At 64.2% G+C, this 19035-nt stretch carries 19 protein-coding genes and 1 tRNA gene; 6 read left to right on the top strand and 14 right to left on the bottom strand.

Features of this window, described 5'->3' with window-relative positions; genetic code table 11:
* Positions 1-95: 95 nt before the first annotated feature.
* Together ACFOHJ_RS19120 and ACFOHJ_RS19115 are read right to left on the bottom strand one after the other, a co-directional pair.
* A complete protein-coding gene (locus ACFOHJ_RS19120) occupies positions 96-1784 on the bottom strand; it encodes a DUF6538 domain-containing protein (protein ID WP_378223483.1) in 1689 nt (562 codons plus the stop codon).
* Between the two features lie 103 nt (positions 1785-1887).
* A tRNA-Ile gene (locus tag ACFOHJ_RS19115) sits at positions 1888-1963 on the bottom strand.
* Positions 1964-2095: 132 nt separating this feature from the next.
* Between ACFOHJ_RS19115 and ACFOHJ_RS19110 the strand changes: the two genes are divergently transcribed.
* The gene (locus tag ACFOHJ_RS19110; protein WP_378223480.1) at positions 2096-2803 is read left to right on the top strand and encodes an SIMPL domain-containing protein; all 708 of its coding nucleotides are present in this window, start codon (positions 2096-2098) and stop codon (positions 2801-2803) included.
* Positions 2804-2926: 123 nt separating this feature from the next.
* Here ACFOHJ_RS19110 and ACFOHJ_RS19105 read toward each other — a convergent pair whose 3' ends face one another.
* Together ACFOHJ_RS19105 and ACFOHJ_RS19100 are read right to left on the bottom strand one after the other, a co-directional pair.
* Positions 2927-3319 carry a hypothetical protein gene (locus ACFOHJ_RS19105; RefSeq protein WP_378223477.1) on the bottom strand — a complete coding sequence of 131 codons (393 nt, stop codon included), beginning with the start codon at positions 3317-3319 and terminating at the stop codon, positions 2927-2929.
* Positions 3320-3458: 139 nt separating this feature from the next.
* Complete coding sequence (locus tag ACFOHJ_RS19100) at positions 3459-3905, bottom strand: YcgN family cysteine cluster protein (protein ID WP_378223827.1); 447 nt, start codon at positions 3903-3905, stop codon at positions 3459-3461.
* Between the two features lie 299 nt (positions 3906-4204).
* Between ACFOHJ_RS19100 and ACFOHJ_RS19095 the strand changes: the two genes are divergently transcribed.
* The 3 genes from ACFOHJ_RS19095 (at position 4205) to ACFOHJ_RS19085 (ending at position 7185) form a co-directional block, all read left to right on the top strand.
* A complete protein-coding gene (locus ACFOHJ_RS19095) occupies positions 4205-6424 on the top strand; it encodes an OmpA family protein (RefSeq protein ID WP_378223474.1) in 2220 nt (739 codons plus the stop codon).
* A gap of 166 nt (positions 6425-6590) precedes the next feature.
* Positions 6591-6848, top strand: a complete 258-nt coding sequence (locus tag ACFOHJ_RS19090) for an AbrB/MazE/SpoVT family DNA-binding domain-containing protein (protein WP_378223471.1) — start codon at positions 6591-6593, stop codon at positions 6846-6848.
* The gene (locus ACFOHJ_RS19085; RefSeq protein ID WP_378223469.1) at positions 6835-7185 is read left to right on the top strand and encodes a type II toxin-antitoxin system PemK/MazF family toxin; all 351 of its coding nucleotides are present in this window, start codon (positions 6835-6837) and stop codon (positions 7183-7185) included. Before ACFOHJ_RS19090 ends, ACFOHJ_RS19085 begins: the two co-directional genes overlap by 14 nt.
* A gap of 12 nt (positions 7186-7197) precedes the next feature.
* On the opposite strand, the gene ACFOHJ_RS19080 is transcribed toward ACFOHJ_RS19085, so the two are convergent.
* Positions 7198-8064: an SDR family oxidoreductase gene (locus ACFOHJ_RS19080; protein WP_378223466.1), complete on the bottom strand. Its 867-nt coding sequence runs from the start codon at positions 8062-8064 to the stop codon at positions 7198-7200.
* Between the two features lie 78 nt (positions 8065-8142).
* Complete coding sequence (locus tag ACFOHJ_RS19075; protein WP_378223464.1) at positions 8143-8571, bottom strand: VOC family protein; 429 nt, start codon at positions 8569-8571, stop codon at positions 8143-8145.
* A 69-nt stretch (positions 8572-8640) separates the two neighbouring features.
* Here ACFOHJ_RS19075 and ACFOHJ_RS19070 point away from each other — a divergent pair, with 69 nt between their 5' ends.
* Positions 8641-9243 carry a TetR/AcrR family transcriptional regulator gene (locus ACFOHJ_RS19070; protein ID WP_378223461.1) on the top strand — a complete coding sequence of 201 codons (603 nt, stop codon included), beginning with the start codon at positions 8641-8643 and terminating at the stop codon, positions 9241-9243.
* A 1-nt stretch (position 9244) separates the two neighbouring features.
* Here the strand turns inward: ACFOHJ_RS19070 and ACFOHJ_RS19065 are convergent, their stop codons facing one another.
* The 5 genes from ACFOHJ_RS19065 to ACFOHJ_RS19045 form a co-directional block, all read right to left on the bottom strand.
* Positions 9245-9541 carry an HlyU family transcriptional regulator gene (locus ACFOHJ_RS19065; RefSeq protein WP_378223458.1) on the bottom strand — a complete coding sequence of 99 codons (297 nt, stop codon included), beginning with the start codon at positions 9539-9541 and terminating at the stop codon, positions 9245-9247.
* Positions 9542-9666: 125 nt separating this feature from the next.
* The gene (locus ACFOHJ_RS19060; RefSeq protein WP_378223456.1) at positions 9667-9960 is read right to left on the bottom strand and encodes a GYD domain-containing protein; all 294 of its coding nucleotides are present in this window, start codon (positions 9958-9960) and stop codon (positions 9667-9669) included.
* A gap of 195 nt (positions 9961-10155) precedes the next feature.
* Complete coding sequence (rpoD, locus tag ACFOHJ_RS19055; RefSeq protein WP_378223453.1) at positions 10156-12177, bottom strand: RNA polymerase sigma factor RpoD; 2022 nt, start codon at positions 12175-12177, stop codon at positions 10156-10158.
* A 320-nt stretch (positions 12178-12497) separates the two neighbouring features.
* The gene (gene dnaG, locus ACFOHJ_RS19050; protein ID WP_378223450.1) at positions 12498-14444 is read right to left on the bottom strand and encodes a DNA primase; all 1947 of its coding nucleotides are present in this window, start codon (positions 14442-14444) and stop codon (positions 12498-12500) included.
* Between the two features lie 129 nt (positions 14445-14573).
* The gene (locus ACFOHJ_RS19045; protein ID WP_378223448.1) at positions 14574-14951 is read right to left on the bottom strand and encodes an RcnB family protein; all 378 of its coding nucleotides are present in this window, start codon (positions 14949-14951) and stop codon (positions 14574-14576) included.
* Between the two features lie 509 nt (positions 14952-15460).
* On the opposite strand from ACFOHJ_RS19045, the gene ACFOHJ_RS19040 reads away from it, so the two are divergent.
* The gene (locus ACFOHJ_RS19040; RefSeq protein ID WP_378223445.1) at positions 15461-17125 is read left to right on the top strand and encodes a Na/Pi cotransporter family protein; all 1665 of its coding nucleotides are present in this window, start codon (positions 15461-15463) and stop codon (positions 17123-17125) included.
* Between the two features lie 36 nt (positions 17126-17161).
* Here the strand turns inward: ACFOHJ_RS19040 and ACFOHJ_RS19035 are convergent, their stop codons facing one another.
* The 3 genes from ACFOHJ_RS19035 to ACFOHJ_RS19025 all read right to left on the bottom strand — a co-directional run bounded on the left by ACFOHJ_RS19035 (position 17162) and on the right by ACFOHJ_RS19025 (position 18920).
* Positions 17162-17926: a sulfite exporter TauE/SafE family protein gene (locus tag ACFOHJ_RS19035; RefSeq protein WP_378223442.1), complete on the bottom strand. Its 765-nt coding sequence runs from the start codon at positions 17924-17926 to the stop codon at positions 17162-17164.
* A 132-nt stretch (positions 17927-18058) separates the two neighbouring features.
* Positions 18059-18454, bottom strand: a complete 396-nt coding sequence (locus tag ACFOHJ_RS19030; protein ID WP_378223439.1) for a DUF1801 domain-containing protein — start codon at positions 18452-18454, stop codon at positions 18059-18061.
* A gap of 16 nt (positions 18455-18470) precedes the next feature.
* Positions 18471-18920 (bottom strand): GatB/YqeY domain-containing protein, encoded by a 450-nt coding sequence (locus ACFOHJ_RS19025; protein WP_378223437.1) that lies wholly within the window; start codon positions 18918-18920, stop codon positions 18471-18473.
* Positions 18921-19035 lie beyond the last annotated feature (115 nt).

The following is a 19035-nucleotide window of genomic DNA, read 5'->3' as shown; positions in this document are numbered from 1 at the left end:
TTCCGTCCAACCTTACCTGTCGGCGCTCCTAATGACGCCACGAAGCATCTGATCAGGAGTTCGAGAAGCGGATGGAAATAACGGTGCAACCGGTTTCACTGTTCCGGCAACACCAGCCCGTCATATTTCACTTCGGCCATCCATCGTGCCAGCGTTGCCGGCCGCGTCCCCTGTCCGTAGCGCTCTTCAACACCGCCAGACCTTGCCCAGCCACCTAGAGCCCGAGTGGCATCAATGGGCACGCCGGCCTCGCGCAGAGCATCGCGGAAACCGTGCCGAAAGCTATGAAACGACACGCCCGGCTGATCGATGCCCAGCACTTTCTTTTGCCAATAGGCAAACCGCTTCTGGAATAGGTCGGATAGCTCCGCCTGATTGTCGCCCGGTAGGTCGGGGAAGAGACGTGACCCGCTTCTCTCCCGCACCATTGCAACCCGTTGCAAAATCCCCAGCCGAACAAGTTCGGGGTGGATAGGGACAAAGCGCTCGCTGCCTTGTGTTTTTAGGCTCTTATCGCCTGTCTTCCGAAGAATGAAGCATTCAACGCCATCGCGTACCCCAACATCATCAACGGTGAGGCTGACAATTTCGCCCAACCGCATGCCGGAGAAGATCGCTATGAGCGGCACCCACCACCGGCCGGATAGCGCCCCGCTGTCGGACCACTCGCCCAACCCAGCCACGACCGTGTTCATTTCCTTGACCGTGAAGGGCCGCCGCGACACTTCGGCCGCACCTTTCGCCGGGGCCATCCGCACGGCAGGGTTGACTGCCAACAGGCCCTTGTTAATGGCCCAATTGAAAAAGCTGGACAGCGTATGCGTGTAGACCCGCACGGTGCCGACAGCCATTTTTCTGTCGCTGCGCGTGGCCGCCAACGCCGCAATGTCGCGCAGCGTTTTACACTTCGCATAGGCTTTGAGCTTCGAAACGTTCGCAGGGATACTAGCAAGCAATTCCTGCACGGACGCACAATCAGCACGGGTGATCGATGCCAGCGCCCTATCGGGGCCGAGGACTTCCTTCATGGCCCGGAATGTCATCACATATTTTGCGTCCGCCGTATCGCCAAGGTGCGCCCGCGTCGGGTCCGTTTCCATATGCGTGATAGCATCCCCGAGTGTGATGCCTTCGGACGTGGCCGGGCGGGGCGATACCGAATTGACGCCTGAGAAAAGCGGATCATGGGCCATGTCGCCATGCTGCCCGTCCATCCGATCGAGCGCCCGTTTCAAATGCTCAATGTCGGCGCGACGCAGCAATTCTAGCAGACGCAAAAGTACTGGCGATGCAGAGAAAGGCATCGCTTGTTTCCCGATTTCGGTTTTGGCTGGAAGCGGGATAGGAAGCTTGCGCTCTTCGATTATCGTCCGCGCCTGCGAGAGAAGAGAGGCTTCTGCGGAGGGGTCCTCCCGACTGCCGTAATCACCGATTTCTGCCGCTATACCGTCGCGAAGCGCGCCGTCCCTATCCAGTGCAACGGGTTGCGCAGTTTGCACTTCGGTCCAGAATTTGCCGACGACAGCGCGGCGAATATCCGGCTCGGTGACTGTGCCATTTACTGGTACGGGCTTCCCCTCTTTCAGAGCCTCCCGTACGCGTTCCCATTCAAGATCGAGACGGACGGACGCGAATCGGGCCGCCTTCGCCGCCACTTTATAATTTGCCGTGCCAAGCGATACCCATACTTCACGCCTGCCCAGCGACTCGACCAAATCAGCGGGCACGCGCCGCCGAAGGCTGTACGTGCTCCCGCGCCGGATCAAACCCGTAACTTTTTCCACCTGCTTCACCCCGCTATTGTGTAGCGCCGCTGTGTAGCAAGTCAATCTTTTACGCAGTTGAATTTACTTATCTTTTAGACTTATCAATCCCTTAGGAAGAGACTGGTGGGCCCGGAGGGACTCGAACCCCCAACCAAGCGGTTATGAGCCGCCGGCTCTAACCATTGAGCTACAGGCCCCACGGCGGCTGGATAGTGTTTTTCCCTTCACCGCACAAGGCTTTAAGACAAAAGCTTCCCCAGCCGCCCAAATCGCTCCACATTCGAAACCTAACCGCGACTCGGGACGACTGCTGAACTGGAGAGATTTGCATGAACAATTACTCCCTGCCGCTGGCGCTCGCTGCGTCGCTGGCTTTCCCGGCCATGGCTTCGGCGGCCGACCCGGCAAAGACGCCGCGCATCGTCGTGTCGGGCGAAGGCGAATCGGCGCTCAAGCCCGATATCGCGCTCCTGTCGCTCTCCGTCATGCGAGAGGCCAAGACGGCGCGCGCGGCGCTCGACGCCAACAACGACGCCATGGCCGCCGTGATCGCCGCCATGAAGGCGGCCGGCATCGCCGAGCGCGACCTCCAGACCGCCGGCGTCCAGATCAACCCGCGCTACAACTACACCAACAAGCCGGACGGCAGCCAGGAAGCGGAACTCGTCGCCTACCAGGTCACCAACACGCTTTCCGTGCGGGTGCGCGACGTCGACAAGACGGGCGACATCCTCGACAAGGCGGTGACGCTCGGCGTCAACCAGGGTGGAGGCATCTCCTTCACCAACGAGAACCCGTCCGCCGCGCTGACGGAAGCCCGCAAGAAGGCCGTCGCCGATGCCATCGCCAAGGCCAAGACCCTTGCCGAAGCCGCGGGCGCCTCCGTCGGCCGCGTCCTGGAAATCACCGACCAGACGTTCTCCCCTCGCCCCATGCCGGTCAGCGCCAAGGCGTTCGACGCCGCCCGCGCCGTGCCGATCGAGAACGGGGAAAACACCTACAACGTGCAGGTCAACGTCACGTTCGAGCTCAAATGAGCCACCCGCGCTCCGCGTAGCCGGTCGCACCAGGCAACCCGACAATAAAGAACCCCGGAGAGGCGTCTCTCCGGGGTTCTTCGTTGAGCCATTGCGGGGCTGAGCGCCCCCGCGGCTTCGCCTTTACCGATAGAGGATCGGGCAGCCGCGGTCGTTGGCGAAGGTCACGGCCACCCGGGTGCCGTACTTGAAGCCGGCGACGCGGACGGCGCGGCGGTCGGCCCGCACGATGCGGGCGCGGCGAAGGCCCATGCGCTCGGCCTTGTCCAGCGCGCGTCCGGGCGAGCAGAAGTCGCGCCGCTGGTGCCGCCAGTTCCGATCCCGGTTCCAGTCGCGATCGCGGTGCACGTAACGCTCGCCCTGGTAGCGGTCGCCGGCATAGACGCCGAAGCGCGTGTCGTTCTGGCCACCGAAATTGAGGTAGAGGCCATCGGCCTGCGCCGCCGCCGGCACTGCCGCCAGCGCGCCGAAACCAACCAGCGCCGACAACGCCAATGTCCTGATCGTATTCAGCATTTCCTGTCTCCTGCTTCCTGCTCGGGTCGCCGGCCGGTTGCCGACGCTATGTCCGAACCATATCCGCGCGCACCTGAACCGGCCGCCAACCGGACGTTCATCCGTCATTCATCGGCGGACTGGCTTTCCGCGCAGTGAATCAGGGCTCTTCGTCCAAAATGTGCCCGAAGAAATCCTCGGGCTCCGCAAGGTCCGCCTCGTTGGCGGTCACGCGGCCGCGTATCGATATGCCGGCCTCGTGCACGGTCTCCGTACTTCCGGAAACAAGGTGGTGCCACCAGTAGAGGTCGCGCCCCTCCGCCACCAGCCGGTAGGCGCAGGTGGACGGCAGCCAGGAAATGGTCCGCACATTGGCCGGTGTCAGCCCGACACAATCGGCGACCCGCGAAAGCCGGTTGGCGTAGTCGGAACAGCGGCAGCTCTGGCCGTCGAACAGCCGGCAGCCGACGCTGGTCCAGTAAATCTCGCCGCTGTCTTCGTCCTCGAGCTTGGAAAGGCAGCACTTACCGCAGCCGTCGCACAGCGATTCCCACTCGGCCGGGCTCATCGCCTCCAATGTCTTGGTTTTCCAGAAAGGTTCCTGCATCGCCGCGATGTGCGCCCACAACGAGGCAAGGTCAAGGAAATCCACTGCCCTGATACATAGCTTGATGCCGCAACCATGATTCCGCCTTGTATTTGCCGGCCAATCGCCGCGACGGCGCACTACTTGCCCGAAGATTGGAACCAATCGCGTCTCCGCCGGTTGCGGGGACGGTGGGACCCGGAAATGGAGAATCCAGTATGAAACGCCAACCATTGATTCTGGCAGGTACCGCCCTTGGGCTGTTGATGGCATCCGCGCCGCTCGGCGCTTTTCCACTACAAGGCGGCGCGGACTATGGCATGGCGAAAGGCACGCCGACGCTGCCGCTGATCCTGGCGCAGGCGGATTGCCAGCCTGACGCCGGCGAGGATTGCACCCCCAAGCAGAAAAAGCGTCGCGAAAGGGCGGCTCCGGCCGAGCAGGAGCAGAACGCAGCCCCGGCTGAGGAAGCCGCACCCGCCGAAGAGCAGAGGCCGCGCCGCAAGAAGCAGCGCCAGGCGGAACCCGCCCCCGAGCAGCAGATGGCGCCGGAGGCACAGCCCGAGCAGAACGCCGCCCCCGCGGAGGAGCAGAAACCGCGCCGCAAGAAGCAGCGCCAGGCAGAGCCCGCGCCCGAACAGCAGATGGCGCCCGAGGCGCAGCCTGAGCAGAACGCGGCTCCGGCCGAGGAGCAGAAGCCGCGCCGCAAGAAGAAGAAGGAAGCCGCCGAGCCGGCTCCGGAACAGCAGACTTCGCCCGAGGCGCAGCCCGAGCAGAATGCGGCACCTGCCGACCAGCAGGAACAGAAGCCGCGCCGCAAGAAGCAGAAGGAAGCGACCGAGCCGGCTCCGGCCGAGCAGGCGAGCCCAGGTGCTGAGTCCGAACAACCTTCCGCCGGCAAGGCGGAGTCGGGTTCGAAGCAGGAAAAGCTGCGCAACTACCTGAAGAAGAAGCAGGGCAAGGAAGCTCCGGCCGAGGGACAACAAGCCGCGCCGAGCGGGGAGGAAGCGCCCAGACCCGAGCAGAAGCCGGCCGAGGCAACGCAGCCGCCTTCTCAGAACGAGCAGCCGTCCGACCAGGCCGGCGAGCCCAAGTCGAAGAAGGAAAAGCTGCGCGACTATCTGAAGAAGAAGGAAGGCGGCGAGGCAGCACCGGCCGAAACGGAAGGGGCCGGCAAGGCGCAGAAGCCCGCAGAGGAAGGCCAGCCGACCGGGCAGCAGGCCGAGCAACCCAAGAACGGGCAGCCGGCAGGGCAGGCAGGCGAAGCCCCGAGCAACGGCACGCAGGCCGAAGGTGGAGCGGGCCAGGGCGCGGAGCCGCAGCTTCCGGCCGACACCAGGGAACAAGCCATGCCGAAGCCCCGCGCCAGGAAGGGCAAGCGGCCAGAAAACGAAGCTCCCCTGCCCGATAGCGCCAAGAACGGCCAGCCCGCCGGGGAAGCGAACCAGGCAGGCCAGCAGCAGACGGAACAGCCGCAGACGGAACAGCAGCAGGCCGAACAGCCACAGGCTGGAGGCAAGGCCGAAGCCGTGCCGCAGTCGGATTCCGCCGCCCAGACCGACATCGGCAAGATCGGCAAGATCGAGTCGGTAGAGGCGGTCCAGGGCAAGCGGCTCGACCGCGAACAGTGGATAAGGGACCAGCGCAAGTGGCGTGAAGGAAACAACGACAGCAACGGCGGCCAGGTGGTCAACGAGATCAACAACCGCTACATCGTCAAATACGGCGACAACATCTATGTCGACAACCGCGGTTCCAACGTGCGGCTGGAACGCAACGCCCGCGATTCCTATGTCGAGGAACTGCCGGACAACTTCACCCGCTACACCATCGTCAAGGACGACGGCGTGCGGATCGTCACCGTCCGCAATTCGTATGGCGACATCGTGCGGCGTTCGCGCATCCTGCCGGACAACCGCGAGGTCATCCTCTACTACGTGCCGGAATCCGACTACAGCCACATCCGGCGCGGCTATTACGACGCGGGCGCCGACCTGCCGCCGCTGCGGCTCGACATACCGGCCGACGAGTACATCCTCGACGCCCAGTATGCGGAGCCGGACGACTACTACACCTATCTCGACGCGCCGCCGGTCGAGCCGGTGGAACGCATCTACTCGGTCGACGAGGTGGTCCATTCCGCCCGTATCCGCGACAAGGTGCGCCGTATCGACCTCGACACGATCACCTTCGATACCGGCTCGGCGGAGATCGGCGAGGACCAGGTGAACCACCTCGAGGCGCTCGGCGATGCGATCAACCGCATCCTGAAGCAGAACCCGGCCGAAACCTTCCTGATCGAAGGCCACACCGATGCGGTCGGCTCGGACGAGTCGAACCTGGTTCTCTCCGACGAGCGCGCGCAGTCGGTGGCCGAGGCGCTGACGAGCGTCTTCGACATCCCTGCGGAAAACCTCACCACCCAGGGCTATGGCGAACGCTACCTGAAGGTGAACACAGAGGGCGCCAGCCGCGAGAACAGGCGCGTAGCGGTACGCCGCATCACGCCGCTCGTCGCCCCTGTTGCGAGCGCCAAGTAACGACCATTGGCGGGGGGCTTGAACTGCAAGCCCCCCGCCCCAGATTCATAGATGGGCTTCCCTGCCCCGTCCCGTCTCCAGCGGGACAGAAACCCCGCCGGCCCCCTCACCGGCGGGGTTTCGCCAAGTATGAGCCGCCCCCGAAAAGGCGTCACACGGCATTCAATTGAGCCCTGCGGAAAAGCAGGTTATTCTATTCGTCATGAAAAAACCCGTCTTCTCGAAACTGACGTCGGACAGCCGGACGGTCATCCCTCCCAGCGTTCAGGAGAAACTCGGGGTTGGCCCGGGCGACCAGCTGCGTTATGTCGAGACGGACCAGGGCATCCTGATCGAGAAAGCACATGTGATCCAGGACGATCCGTTCGCCACCTTCGTCGAATGGGCGACGGAGGCCGACGAAAAAGCGTATGCCGACCTCTGAAATCCCGCATCAATGGGATGTCGTCGTGTTGCCGTTTCCTTACGCGGATGGGCTTGCGGAAAAACGGCGACCCGCAGCCGTGGTTTCATTGCCGCAGATGGCAAAGGAACATGGCATTGTATGGGTCGCGATGATAACCAGCGCGGCCAATGCCGGACGGGCCTCCGATATCGGCATCTCCGATCTTGCCGCTGCGGGGTTGACCAGCCCCTCGGTCATCCGGCCAGCCAAGATCGCGACCATCGACGTTAGCCGCATCGTCCATGTCGCAGGCCATCTCCCCGAGTCCGACGCGGAAGCCCTGGCTCATGCACTGAAAACCTTCACCGGCCTCTGAGCCTGTCGGCCTTTAGAAAATCTTTTTCACCCTTGTGGCCGAACGCGCGAATACGTCGTCGGGGACGAAGAAATCGGCCACCAGCGGCCCGTCGGAGCCGGATGCGTATTTCGAGAAATCGGTTACGCCGTCGGCGCGCAACACTTCCTCATCGATATAGAAATTGCCGGTCGCCTCGCGTGAGGGCCGGTTGAAGATGGCGTAGGCGGCATCGGCGACGATGGCGGGAGAACGGCTTTGCGCCGCCACCGACGCGCCGCCCAGCAGATTGCGCACCGCCGCCGTGTCGATGGCGGTGAGCGGCCACAGCGAGTTCACGGCAATGCCGTCGCCGGCGAACTCCGCGCTCATGCCCAGCGTGCACATCGACATGCCGAACTTGGCCATCGTATAGGCGACATGGGGCCCGAACCACTTCGCCTCCATATCGAGCGGCGGCGCCAGATTCAAAATGTGAGGGTTCTGCGCCAACTTCAGGTGCGGAATGCACATTTTGGACACCAGGAACGTGCCGCGCGTATTGATCTGGTGCATCAGGTCGAAGCGCTTCATCTCGGTTTCCAGCGTCCCCGCAAGCTGGATGGCGCTGGCGTTGTTGACGCAGATATCGATGCCGCCAAAGGCCTGCGCGGTCCTGGCGACCGCCTCGGCCACCTGCCCCTCGTCGCGAATGTCGCAAACGACCGGCAGCGCCTTGCCGCCAGCTTCCTCGATTTCCTTGGCCGCCGAATAGAGGGTGCCGGGCAGCCTTGGGTTCGGCTCGGCTGTCTTGGCCGCGATCGTCACATTGGCGCCGTCGCGCGCGGCCCGAAGCGCGATCGCCAGCCCGATGCCACGCGACCCGCCGGAGATGAACAGCGTCTTTCCCTTGAGCGACATCACGGCCTCCTTGGTGTTGCGCGATTGTTGCCCGCCGGCCGGCACCGACGCAAGATGCCGCGACGGCAGACGCAGAAATCAGCGGCCGGCTGTCTCGGGCGCATAATGCGCCAGAAATTCCGCGCTCGGCTGGATCGGCTTGACGACGTCGACCAGCACGCCGTTGGGATCGGCGAAGATGAAATGCCGTTGGCCGAAGGCCTCGTCCCTCAGGCTGCGCAGGATCGGCAGGCCGGCGCCGACGATGCGCTCGTAGACGGCATCCGGCTCCTCGACCTCGAAATTGATCAGCAACCCTTGCGAAGCCTTGCCGCGCGCGGCTTCCGGGATCGTCTCGTGATCGGCCTGCACAATGCCGAGATTGACGGCTTCGTCTTCCGACGATTGCAGGTGGACGTACCAGTCGCTCTCGAACAGCGGGGCAAAGCGCAAATGGTTTCTGTAGAACGCCACCGTGGCGGCCACGTCATGCGTCATGATCACCGGGTAATAGCTCGTGGTTTTCATGGCTTTCCTCTTCCTGACAATTAACATACAGTCTGCATGTTTATGTGAATTAACATACAGGCTGTATGTATGCAAGAGAGAGAAGCACGCCGCTCGAACCCAGAGCGCGCCGAGGCCACCCGCAAGGCGCTGATCGAAGCCGCTCGCCGGCTGTTCGTCGAGAAATCCTACGCCGATACCGCGACGCCCGACATCGCGACGGCTGCCGGCGTCACGCGCGGCGCGCTCTACCACCACTTCGACGACAAGCAGGCGCTTTTCCGTGCCGTGGTCGAGCAGGAGGCGGCCCATGTCGCCGAGGAGATCGAGCGGGCGACGCCCGCCACGCTGGCCGCGAAGGGTGCCTTGCTGAAGGGCGGCGAAGCTTTCCTTGATGCCATGGCCGCGCCGGGCCGCACCCGCCTGCTCCTGCTGGACGGGCCGGCCGTGCTCGGCCGCACCGCCATGGACAGGATCGACGGCGAGCACAGCGCCCGCACGCTGAGGGAAGGCCTTTCCATGGCCATGGAGGAAGGGACGATGAAGAAGGCCCCGCCCGATGCGCTGGCCGCCCTGCTATCGGCGGCCTTCGACCGGGCGGCGCTGGCCATCGAGGCAGGCGCGACCCGGCAGGAAATCGAGGCCGCGCTGGCGGTCGTTATCGAGGGGCTTTTTATCGACCGGAGCGGCTGAATCAGCCGAACAGGTGCTCGCCCTGCTCGTCGATCAGATGGATGCCCTTGCGGATCGAGACGTCGACGGCATCATCGATGCCGGCAAAGCGGTCGGCGCGGATGAAGCGATGCTCCTTCAGTTCGCCGTCGATCTCCTTCGAGACGATTCCCGAGGTCTGGTACTGGCCATCTGCCTTGAACGGCGTGGCGCTGACCTTGAACCCCTTGTGCTCGACCTGCTTGACCGGCGCGGCAGGCGACGAAGCCGCCGCCTCATCCGACCGACCGCCGCCAAACAGACGTTTCAAGAAAGACATAAGGAATCTCCGCTCGCTGGCGAGGACCCTAAATGTTTCTGCACGATTGGTCGAGTGCCCTCTCCTGGCGCAATTATCTGGCAAGAAGGGTGGCGCAGCGACTCTCCGTTGCGCCGCCCGTTGCCTTAGCCGAGCGAACTGACGACCTCGCGATAGGCATTTTCGGGGAAGGCCTTCAGTGTCCGCGAGCGTATATTCCCGGTGGAACCGATCTGCAGCACGAAGTGTGCCGCCACGGCGTCGTCAGGCGCCTCGCACACCGCCACCATGTCGTACTCGCCCATGGTCATGTAGAATTCCTTGAAGGAGCCGCCCATGGCGGCGAGAGCCTTTCTGGCCGCATCAAGCCGCTTGGGCGAGTCATGCACCGTCTTGATGCCTTGGTCAGTCCAGTTGAGAAGCAGGATGTAAGTGGTCACGCTTCACCTCCGTCCGGCGCCGCGACACCGTGCGGGCAGCGCACGTCCGGCCCCGGGGCTATCTCACCCCCCGTTTTCATTATGAACCTTGGTGGGTCCGAGCGCCAGAACCCGCGGCAGTTGGCGTAGCATCCCTTTGGTGGAAGCAAAAAAGCCCGGCTTTCGCCGGGCTTTCATTCGTTTCATCTGCGCCGATCAACTGTCGAGGAAGCTTCTGAGCTTGCGGCTCCTGCTCGGGTGCTTGAGCTTGCGCAACGCCTTGGCCTCGATCTGGCGGATGCGCTCTCGCGTCACCGAGAACTGCTGGCCGACTTCCTCCAGCGTGTGGTCGGTGTTCATGCCGATGCCGAAGCGCATGCGCAGCACGCGCTCCTCGCGCGGGGTGAGCGAGGCCAGCACGCGCGTCGTCGTCTCGCGCAGATTGGCCTGGATCGCCGCGTCGATCGGCAGGATCGCCATCTTGTCCTCGATGAAGTCGCCGAGATGCGAATCCTCCTCGTCGCCGACCGGCGTTTCGAGTGAGATCGGCTCCTTGGCGATCTTCAGCACCTTGCGCACCTTTTCCAGCGGCATAGCGAGCTTTTCGGCCAGTTCCTCCGGCGTCGGCTCGCGGCCGATCTCGTGCAGCATCTGGCGCGAGGTCCTGACGATCTTGTTGATCGTCTCGATCATGTGCACCGGGATGCGGATGGTGCGCGCCTGGTCGGCGATCGAGCGGGTGATCGCCTGCCGGATCCACCAGGTCGCATAGGTGGAGAATTTGTAGCCGCGCCGGTACTCGAACTTGTCGACCGCCTTCATCAGGCCGATATTGCCTTCCTGGATGAGGTCCAGGAACTGCAGGCCGCGGTTCGTGTATTTCTTGGCGATGGAGATGACGAGGCGCAGGTTCGCCTCCACCATTTCCTTCTTGGCAATGGCCGCTTCGCGCTCGCCCTTCTGCACTTGGTTGACGATCTTGCGGAATTCCAGGATCGAGATCGCCGTCTCCGTGGCGAGGTTCTGGATTTCGGCGCGCAGGTCACGGATCGTATCCTTCTCGTTCTTGGTGAATTCCTTCCAGCCGCGCGACGTCAGGTTGGCGATACTCTTGGTCCAGTTCGGATCGAGTTCCGAGCCCTGGTATTCCTTGAGGAACTCCTCGCGGCGCACGCCGTAGCTTTCGGCCAGCCGAAGCAGCTTGCCCTCGTTCTGCACCAGCCGCTTGTTGATGTCGTAAAGCTGCTCGACCAGCGCCTCGATGCGGGCGTTGTTGAGCGACAGCGACTTCACCGCCGTGATGAGCTGGTCCTTCAACTCCTTCAGGCGGCGGTCCTGGCTCGGCGACAGCGTGCCAGCGGCGGCCAGGCGGTTCTCGACCTGCTGGTCCTGCAGCTTGCGCAGCTTCTTGTAGGTGTCGGCGATGACGTCGAGCGTCTCCATCACCTGCGGCCGCAACTCGGCTTCCATCGCCGCCAGCGACAGGCTCGCCTCGTCCTCGTCTTCCTCGTCATCTTCGCCGATGCCACGGGTGTCGCCGCCGACATTCGTGATGTCGTCGTCGTCGCGCGAACGGCGCGCCTTTTCCTCGGGCTTGGCCTTGGCGTCCTCTTCGACGCGCTCGACCACCGGCGCCTGCTTGGCCTCAGGTCCCGCATAGGTGGCTTCAAGGTCGATGATCTCGCGCAGCAGGATCTTCGATTCGTTGAGTTCGTCGCGCCAGATGATGATGGCCTGGAAGGTCAGCGGGCTCTCGCACAGGCCTGCGATCATCGTTTCGCGGCCGGCCTCGATGCGCTTGGCGATGGCGATTTCGCCTTCGCGCGACAGAAGCTCCACCGAGCCCATCTCGCGCAGATACATGCGCACGGGATCGTCGGTACGGTCGGTCGGCTCCTTCTTGGTCGTCGTGGCGACCACGGCCGTGCCGGTGCGCTCGGCAAGTTCGTTGGCATCCTCGTCGGAATCGCCATCCGAGGCTTCGCCGTCGTCGTTCTGCTCGTCATCCTCGACGACGTTGATGCCCATGTCGGAGAGCATCGCCATCGTGTCTTCGATCTGCTCGGAGGTCACCTCCTCCGAGGGCAGCACCGCGTTGAGCTCGTCCATGGTCACATAGCCGCGCTTCTTCGCGAGCTTGATCATCTTCTTGACAGCATCGTCGGAAAGGTCGAGCAAGGGACCGTCGGTCGTACCCTCGCGCTCGGTTTCGACCTCTTCCTTTTCCTTTGTCGCCATTCTTCTTTTTCTCCAAGCGGCTTTCCTGGAAAGCCGGCAAAGCTATCGTCGAACCGGGTGCCGCGAGCCTGATGCCCGCAAAAAACGCGCCTACTGTCCCAGTTGCCGCATCTCTCTTAAGTCCAGATTAACCCTGCTATCTATCGCCGGTTCGTTACCCGTCCAGCGCTCCGTACCCTCGCATCTGCGTATTTTCGTCGACGCTAGGTCGGGTTAACGTTTCGAATCGCTCTGATTCCGTCATTCCATCGGAAGGTCAAGCGGCTGTCGCATGATTCGCCTTAAAAAAGCGAATCAATTGCCGCCTTTTCCCGACGGCATCAAGCGCGCCCGGCTTGCCCCGAGGTGACGCCAAAGCCTTCGACCAGAGCCTCGGTTGCCTGAACGTCGCGAAACTGCGCCTGTATCTCGATGAGATGCCGGTAATTTTCGTCGGTCGGGTCGGTGGCCAGCGCGCTCTCGGCCTGTTTCAGCTCCTTATGTAAGGTGCGCGCGCTGCGGTGCAAGTGAAGCGCCTGGCCGAACGCCTCGCGGGCGTCGTCGAGGCTGGCCTGCTCCAGCGCCGGCCACTGGCGTGTCTTGCGGATGAGCCCGACGGCGCGTTCCCAGATGTCGCTGCAACCGGCCCGCTCGACGGTGGCGATGACCGCGCTGCGGTCGTTGGCCATGTCGTGCGCCATGGCGTCCAGCAGCACCGCGTGCAGCTTGCGCAAATCCGCGTTGGCGAGATCGAGGAATTCCACATGGGCGAAATTCTCGTCGATCAGCGCGGGATGGTTGACCAGCGCCACGATGATGGTCGCCTCGCGCACCGACATCACCTCGCCCGACCGCTTGACCAGCGCCGAGCGGCCGAGGCTCTCGGTGATCGGCGTGCGCCCGCCGGCCTGGCCGGCACGCGAAAACCGTCCGCGCTGCCCGGCGTCCTTGCCGCCCCGAGCACCCCGGTCGCGCCCGCCCCCGCGCGTCGCGCCGAAGAAGCTGTGGACGCGCTCGCGCATGTCCTGGTTGTAGTGGAAGCGTACGCTCTCGTCCTGGATACGGCCGGCAAGCTCGCGCAGCCGCTTTTCCAGTTCCGCCCGCCGCTCCGGCGTATCGAACACCCCACCCGCCGTCTCGCGCATCCACAACAGATCCGCCAGCGGCCGCGCCTCGTCGAGCACGGCGCGGAATCCATCCGGCCCGTCGCCCTTCACCAGATCGTCCGGGTCCTTGCCGTCGGGTAGGAGCGCAAAGCGGGCGCTGCGCCCGGGCTGGATCGCCGGCAGCATCAGGTCGGCGGCGCGCCATGCTGCCTTCAGCCCGGCCTGGTCGCCGTCGAAGCACAGCACCGGTTCGCCCGACATGCGCCACAGAAGTTCCATCTGGTTTTCGGTGAGCGCGGTGCCGAGCGGCGCCACGACGTTGTCGAAGCCGGCCTGAGCCAGCGCGATCACGTCCATGTAGCCCTCGACAGCGATCACCGCCCCGCCGCCATTGGGGCCGGCCTTGGCCAGCGCCTTACGCGCCCGCACGAAATTATAGAGCACGTTGCCCTTGTGGAAGAGTTCCGTCTCCGGCGAGTTGAGGTACTTCGCCGGCGCGTCGGATGACAGCGCCCGTCCGCCGAAGGCGATGATGCGCCCCCGCGAATCCGGGATCGGGAACATGACGCGGTCGCGGAAGCGATCGTAGGAAACGGGAACATCCTCGCCGAACACCACCAGCCCGCAGGCCTCGATCTCCGCCTTGCCGACACCCTTGGCGGCAAGATGCTCCTTGAGGGCATTGCGGCTGTCGGGCGAATAGCCGAGCCGGAACGCGGCCTGCGTCGCCGGCGAAAGCCCCCTCTCGCGCAGGTAAGCGCGCGCCCGTGCCCCGTCGGCCGAATGCAGCCGCTCCTCGAAGAAGCTCGTGGCCATCTCCATCACGTCGGTGAGGCTGGCACGCTGCTTCTCGCGCTCTTCCGCCTGCTCGTCGCGCGCCGGCATCGCCACGCCGGCCATCTCGGCTACGCGCTCGACCGCCTCTGGAAAGTTCAGGCCGTCCAGTTCGGTCAGGAACCTGAAGTGATCGCCCGAAACCCCACAGCCGAAGCAGTGGTAGCGGCCCTTCTTGTCCTCGCAGTGGAAGGACGGCGACTTCTCGCCATGGAACGGGCAGCAGGCCCAGTAATCGCCGCGCGAGGCGTTCGTCTTCTTGCGATCCCAGGAAACACGCGTACCGATCAGGGAAGAGATCGGCACCCGGTCGCGAATCTCGTCAAGAAAGGCGGGAGCAAAGCGCATGATGCATCATATAGACGCCGCTCGCGCCGAAGACGACTCCCCATCCCTTCCATGCACGGTATCCACAGGCCGAAAAACAACGAAGGGGTGGCCGTGCACGGCCGCCCCTCCGTCCGAAAGCCGACCGGCTTAGCGGGCGGCGATCATCGCGCCGATGATGCCGGAAGCGATACCGACCAGCAGATAGTCGTTGCCGACGCGGATCCACTCCTGGCCGGGGCCGGGGCGCCTCAGGCCATGGCGATGGTAGTCGCGCACCGCCTGGTGGCGGCGCCAGTTCGAATAGCGCTCGCCGCGCTTCCAGTGGCGCTTGTGCACGACGACCTTCTTCTTCACCACCCGGCGCTCGACATGCCGGCGATCGTCATGGCGGACGGGCTTCTTCCAGTCGACCTGGACGACGTTGGCGCTCGGCGCGGCCGGCGCAACCATCGGCGCCGCCTGTGCCTGCATCACGGGAGCGGCAAGGAAGGAAAACGCGACGGCGCTGAGAACAAGACGTTTCATGACGGATACTCCTTGGTTGTCGATGTCCCGAGAAGTACAGGCCGGCGGATGAACCGAAACTGAACGCCAACATTACGTTTTCGTAATAACATCATAGGTTTATAGATGTTACTTTACTAATTTCCGATATTGGAGCGGACGCGCCGGAGACTTGCCGGCCATCGCCGGCACCCGCGCAAAAGGGCCGTTTTTCACCAAACGGATATCGCCCGCCCTGTTTCGCGCAAGCGCCTGGCCGCCAAGCCGGAAAAAATTGCAAGGGCGGAAATTTATGTAATCATTACCTTGGTTTATGCTCGAACGGGCGCACTTGCGGCGCCCCGCGAAAACCGCTATCTGCAACGATTACGCTGGATTTTTCAGCGCGAAAAACATTACCCGGCTAAAGTGTAGCCGATTCGAGGAACCACCGTGCCCGCCATCCATCTCCATGCTTCACGCGACGCGGCGTTTTCGCCGGCGTCCTGCCGTGTCGCGTGGAGGGCCGAAACCCCGGTCGGAGCGGCGCCATGAGCGGTTCGGTCGTCCTCGTCCACCTCGCCGGCGCGGTCGCGCTGATGCTGTTTGCCACCCGCATGGTCAAGACGGGCGTCGAGCGCGCCTATGGCGACGTGCTGCGCCACCGCCTGCGCAACACCATGCGCAATCCGTTCATGGCGGTGCTGGCCGGCACCGGGCTGGCGATCGCGCTTCAAAGCTCCACCGCCGTCACCCTCCTGGTCGGCTCCTTCGCCGGCTCAGGCATCGTTTCGGGCGCCGCCGGGCAGCTTGCCGTGCGCGGCGCCGAAATCGGCTCGGCGCTGGTGACCAAGCTGCTCACCTTCGACCTGACGCTGCTGGTCCCGGTCTGTCTCGTCACCGGCACGGTGATGTTCATGGCCACCGAGCGCCGCGACTGGCGCCAGCTCGGCCGCATCCTCGTCGGCATCGGCCTGCTGGTGCTGTCGCTGGAGATGATCGGCCAGGCGTCGGAGCCGCTGCGCGACAGCGAGATGCTGCCGATCATCATCACCTACTTCGCCGGCGACCCGATCACCGCCTATCTGCTCGCCGCCTTCGTCACCTGGCTGTTCCAGTCGAGCATCGCGGCGATCCTTTTGATGGCGGCACTGGCCGGGCGCGGCTTCATTCCGCCGGAACTGGGCGTCGTGCTGGTCCTCGGCGTCAACCTCGGCTCCTCGATCATCGCCCCGATGCTGACGCGCGGCGCCGATGCGGCGGTGCGCGTGGTGCCGGTCGGCAACCTTTTGATGCGCGGGGTCGGCTCGGTGGTGATGCTGATCCTGTTCATGATCGTGAACCCGCCGCTCGGCTTGCTCGGCGCCACCGCCTCCGACCAGATCGTCAATGCCCACATCCTGTTCAACGTCATCATCCTGATGGCGGGGCTGCCGCTCGCCGGCCTCGTCTACCGTGGCTCGGAATGGATCGTGAAGCTGGGCACCAAGCCGGAGCCGGTCGACCCGTTCGCCGTCACCGAACTTTCGGCGCTCAACGAGCAGGCCCTCGACACGCCGAGCCAGGCGCTGGCCAACGCCACGCGCGAAGTGGTGCGGGTGTGCGAGACGGTCGAGATCATGCTGAAGCGCATCATCGAGCTCTACGAAAGCGCCGACGAGGGCAAGATCAAGGCGCTCGCCGCCCTCGACGACCGCGTCGACAGGAAGCATGCCGCCATCAAGATCTACCTCGCCAAGGTCACCCGCAACGTGATGACCGAGGATGAAGCGCTGCGCTGCCAGGAACTGATCGGCGCATGCGTCAAGCTCGAGCAGGTCGGCGACATCATCGTGCGCAACATGCTGGTGCATGTGCAGAAGAAGCTCGACCAGGGCCTCGAGTTCACGCCAGAGGGCTGGCGCGAACTGTCGGCCTTCCACGCCTCGGTGCTTGCCAACGCGCGGCTGGCCTTCAACGTTCTGGTGTCGCGCGACGCCGAAACCGCCCGCCAGTTGGTGCTGGAAAAGGATCGGCTGCGCGACTTCGAGAAGGAAACCAGCCAGAAGCACTTCCTGCGCCTGCGCGACGGCACGCCGAAGTCGATCGAGACGAGCTCGATCCACCTCGACACCATCCGCGACCTCAAGCAGATCAATTCGCTGCTGGCATCGATCGCCTATCCGGTGCTGGAGGAACAGGGCCTGCTCTCCGGTTCGCGGCTGAAGGCAAGCTGAGCCGGTCGGTCGCGAAGCGACGCTGTTTTCACCTGTTCAGGGAAGAAGCCCATCCAGGATCGGCATGCTCACGGCAGCCGAAAAGGCGATCATCAGGTAGCAGATGCGCCGGAAAGTCCGCTCGTCGGCAACGCCGAACATCCGGCTTCCGAACCAGACGCCGATACCGTAGGTCGGCGCGACCATCACCGCCAGCGACAGCACCTGCGCGGTGATCAGCCCGCTCCAGAGATAGCCGGTCGCCGTCAGCACCGTCGAGAAGGCGAAATAGACGATCATGTTCGCCCGCGCCACAATGGCCGGCGTCGTGCCGCCCACCCAATAGGCGACCACCGGCGGGCCGCCGACCTGCGCCACGCCCGCGAACAACCCCGAAATCGATCCGACGAGAACCGTCATCGGCGGTTTCGGCCGTCCGTGATGGCGCCAGCCGGACACCAGCAGCGCCAGCAACAGGACGACGAGGACGACGATCGCCCACCGGATGGCCAGCGGATCGACATTGGTGAGCAGGTAGATGCCGACCGGCACGCCGATCAGGGCGCCGAGGGTCATGATCAGGACGCCGCGCCGGTCCGCCAACCGGAAGGCGGCCGGAATCAGGCCGGCCGTCATGAAGCCGTCGACGACCACCAGCAGCGGCACGGCGACCTGGGGCCCGATCGCGGCACTTGCCAGCGGAACGAAAACCAGTGCCGAGCCGAAGCCCGAAAAGCCGCGCGCCAGCCCGGCCGCGAGCGACGAGGCCAGCAGGAACAGAAGTTGCGCCGGCGAAACGTCCGCCGAAAAAAGGCCAGTCATCGAGAAGGGTCTGCTCCGGCAGGAGAATCGATAAAGAACAGGTTACGCACTATGGCGCGCGGGCAAATATGCCAGCACGCTCGGATTGCCGGACAGAGGCCGGGCAGCCGCGCATAACCGACCTCGTCTGGATCACCGGACCTTCGACCGGTTCAGCGCTACCGCCGCCCGCACCAGCGCCTTGAAGGCGTCCTCGTCCGGCTCGTCGCCTTCCCGCAGGTCGATCGCCCGCCTCACCTTGCCGTCGAGGCTGGAATTGAACAGGCCGGCCGGATCGTCCAGCGAGGCCCCCTTGGCAAAGGTCAGCTTGACGACGCTCTTGTAGGTCTCGCCGGTGCAGATGATGCCGCTATCGGACCAGACGGGCACGCCGCGCCACTTCCACTCCTCGACCACGTCGGGGTCCGCCTGCCGGATCAGCGCGCGGACATGGGCGAGCATGCGGCCGCGCCAGTCGCCGAGTTCCGCAATCCGCGCGTCGATCAGGCGCGAGGGCGTGTCGGCGGCGGCAGTCGTCTTGCCGGTCATGGCCGTTACCCCTCGATCAGCCGAGCAGCCCCTTCACCACGGCGCTCGCCTTGGAAAAATCCATCTGGCCGGTGTACTTCGCCTTCAGCACGGCCATCACCTTGCCCATGTCCTTGGCGGAAGCAGCGCCCGTCTCCGCGATCGCGGCGCGCGCCACGGCCTCGACGCCGGCGTCGTCCATCTGCGCCGGCTGGAATTCGCGCAGCACGGCGATTTCGGCGCGCTCCTTCACCGCAAGCTCGGGCCGCCCGCCATCCTCGAACGCCTTGGCCGATTCCTCGCGCTGCTTCACCATCTTGGCGAGGATTTGCAGGATGTCGTCGTCGCTCGCCGCATCCTTGCCGGCGCCGCGGTTGGCGATGTCGCGATCCTTGATTGCCGCCTGGATCAGCCTGAGCGTCGGCAGCCTTTCGGCGTCCCTCGCCTTCATCGCGTTCTTGACTTCCTCGGCGATTTTTTCGCGCATTCTCTTCTCCTTCGATTGCGGCGCACCCTATAACCACCGAAAACCGCGTGCAATCGCCAGTCACCGCATGCATGTGCATTGACCGCTTTCGCCGCGTCCCCTATGGAAAGGCCTT

It is taken from the genome of Aquamicrobium soli, assembly GCF_042646345.1.
Taxonomy (GTDB): Bacteria; Pseudomonadota; Alphaproteobacteria; order Rhizobiales; family Rhizobiaceae; genus Mesorhizobium; species Mesorhizobium soli_A.
The sequence above is the reverse complement of the archived record's forward strand: the minus strand, read 5'-3'. Positions and strand labels throughout refer to the sequence as shown.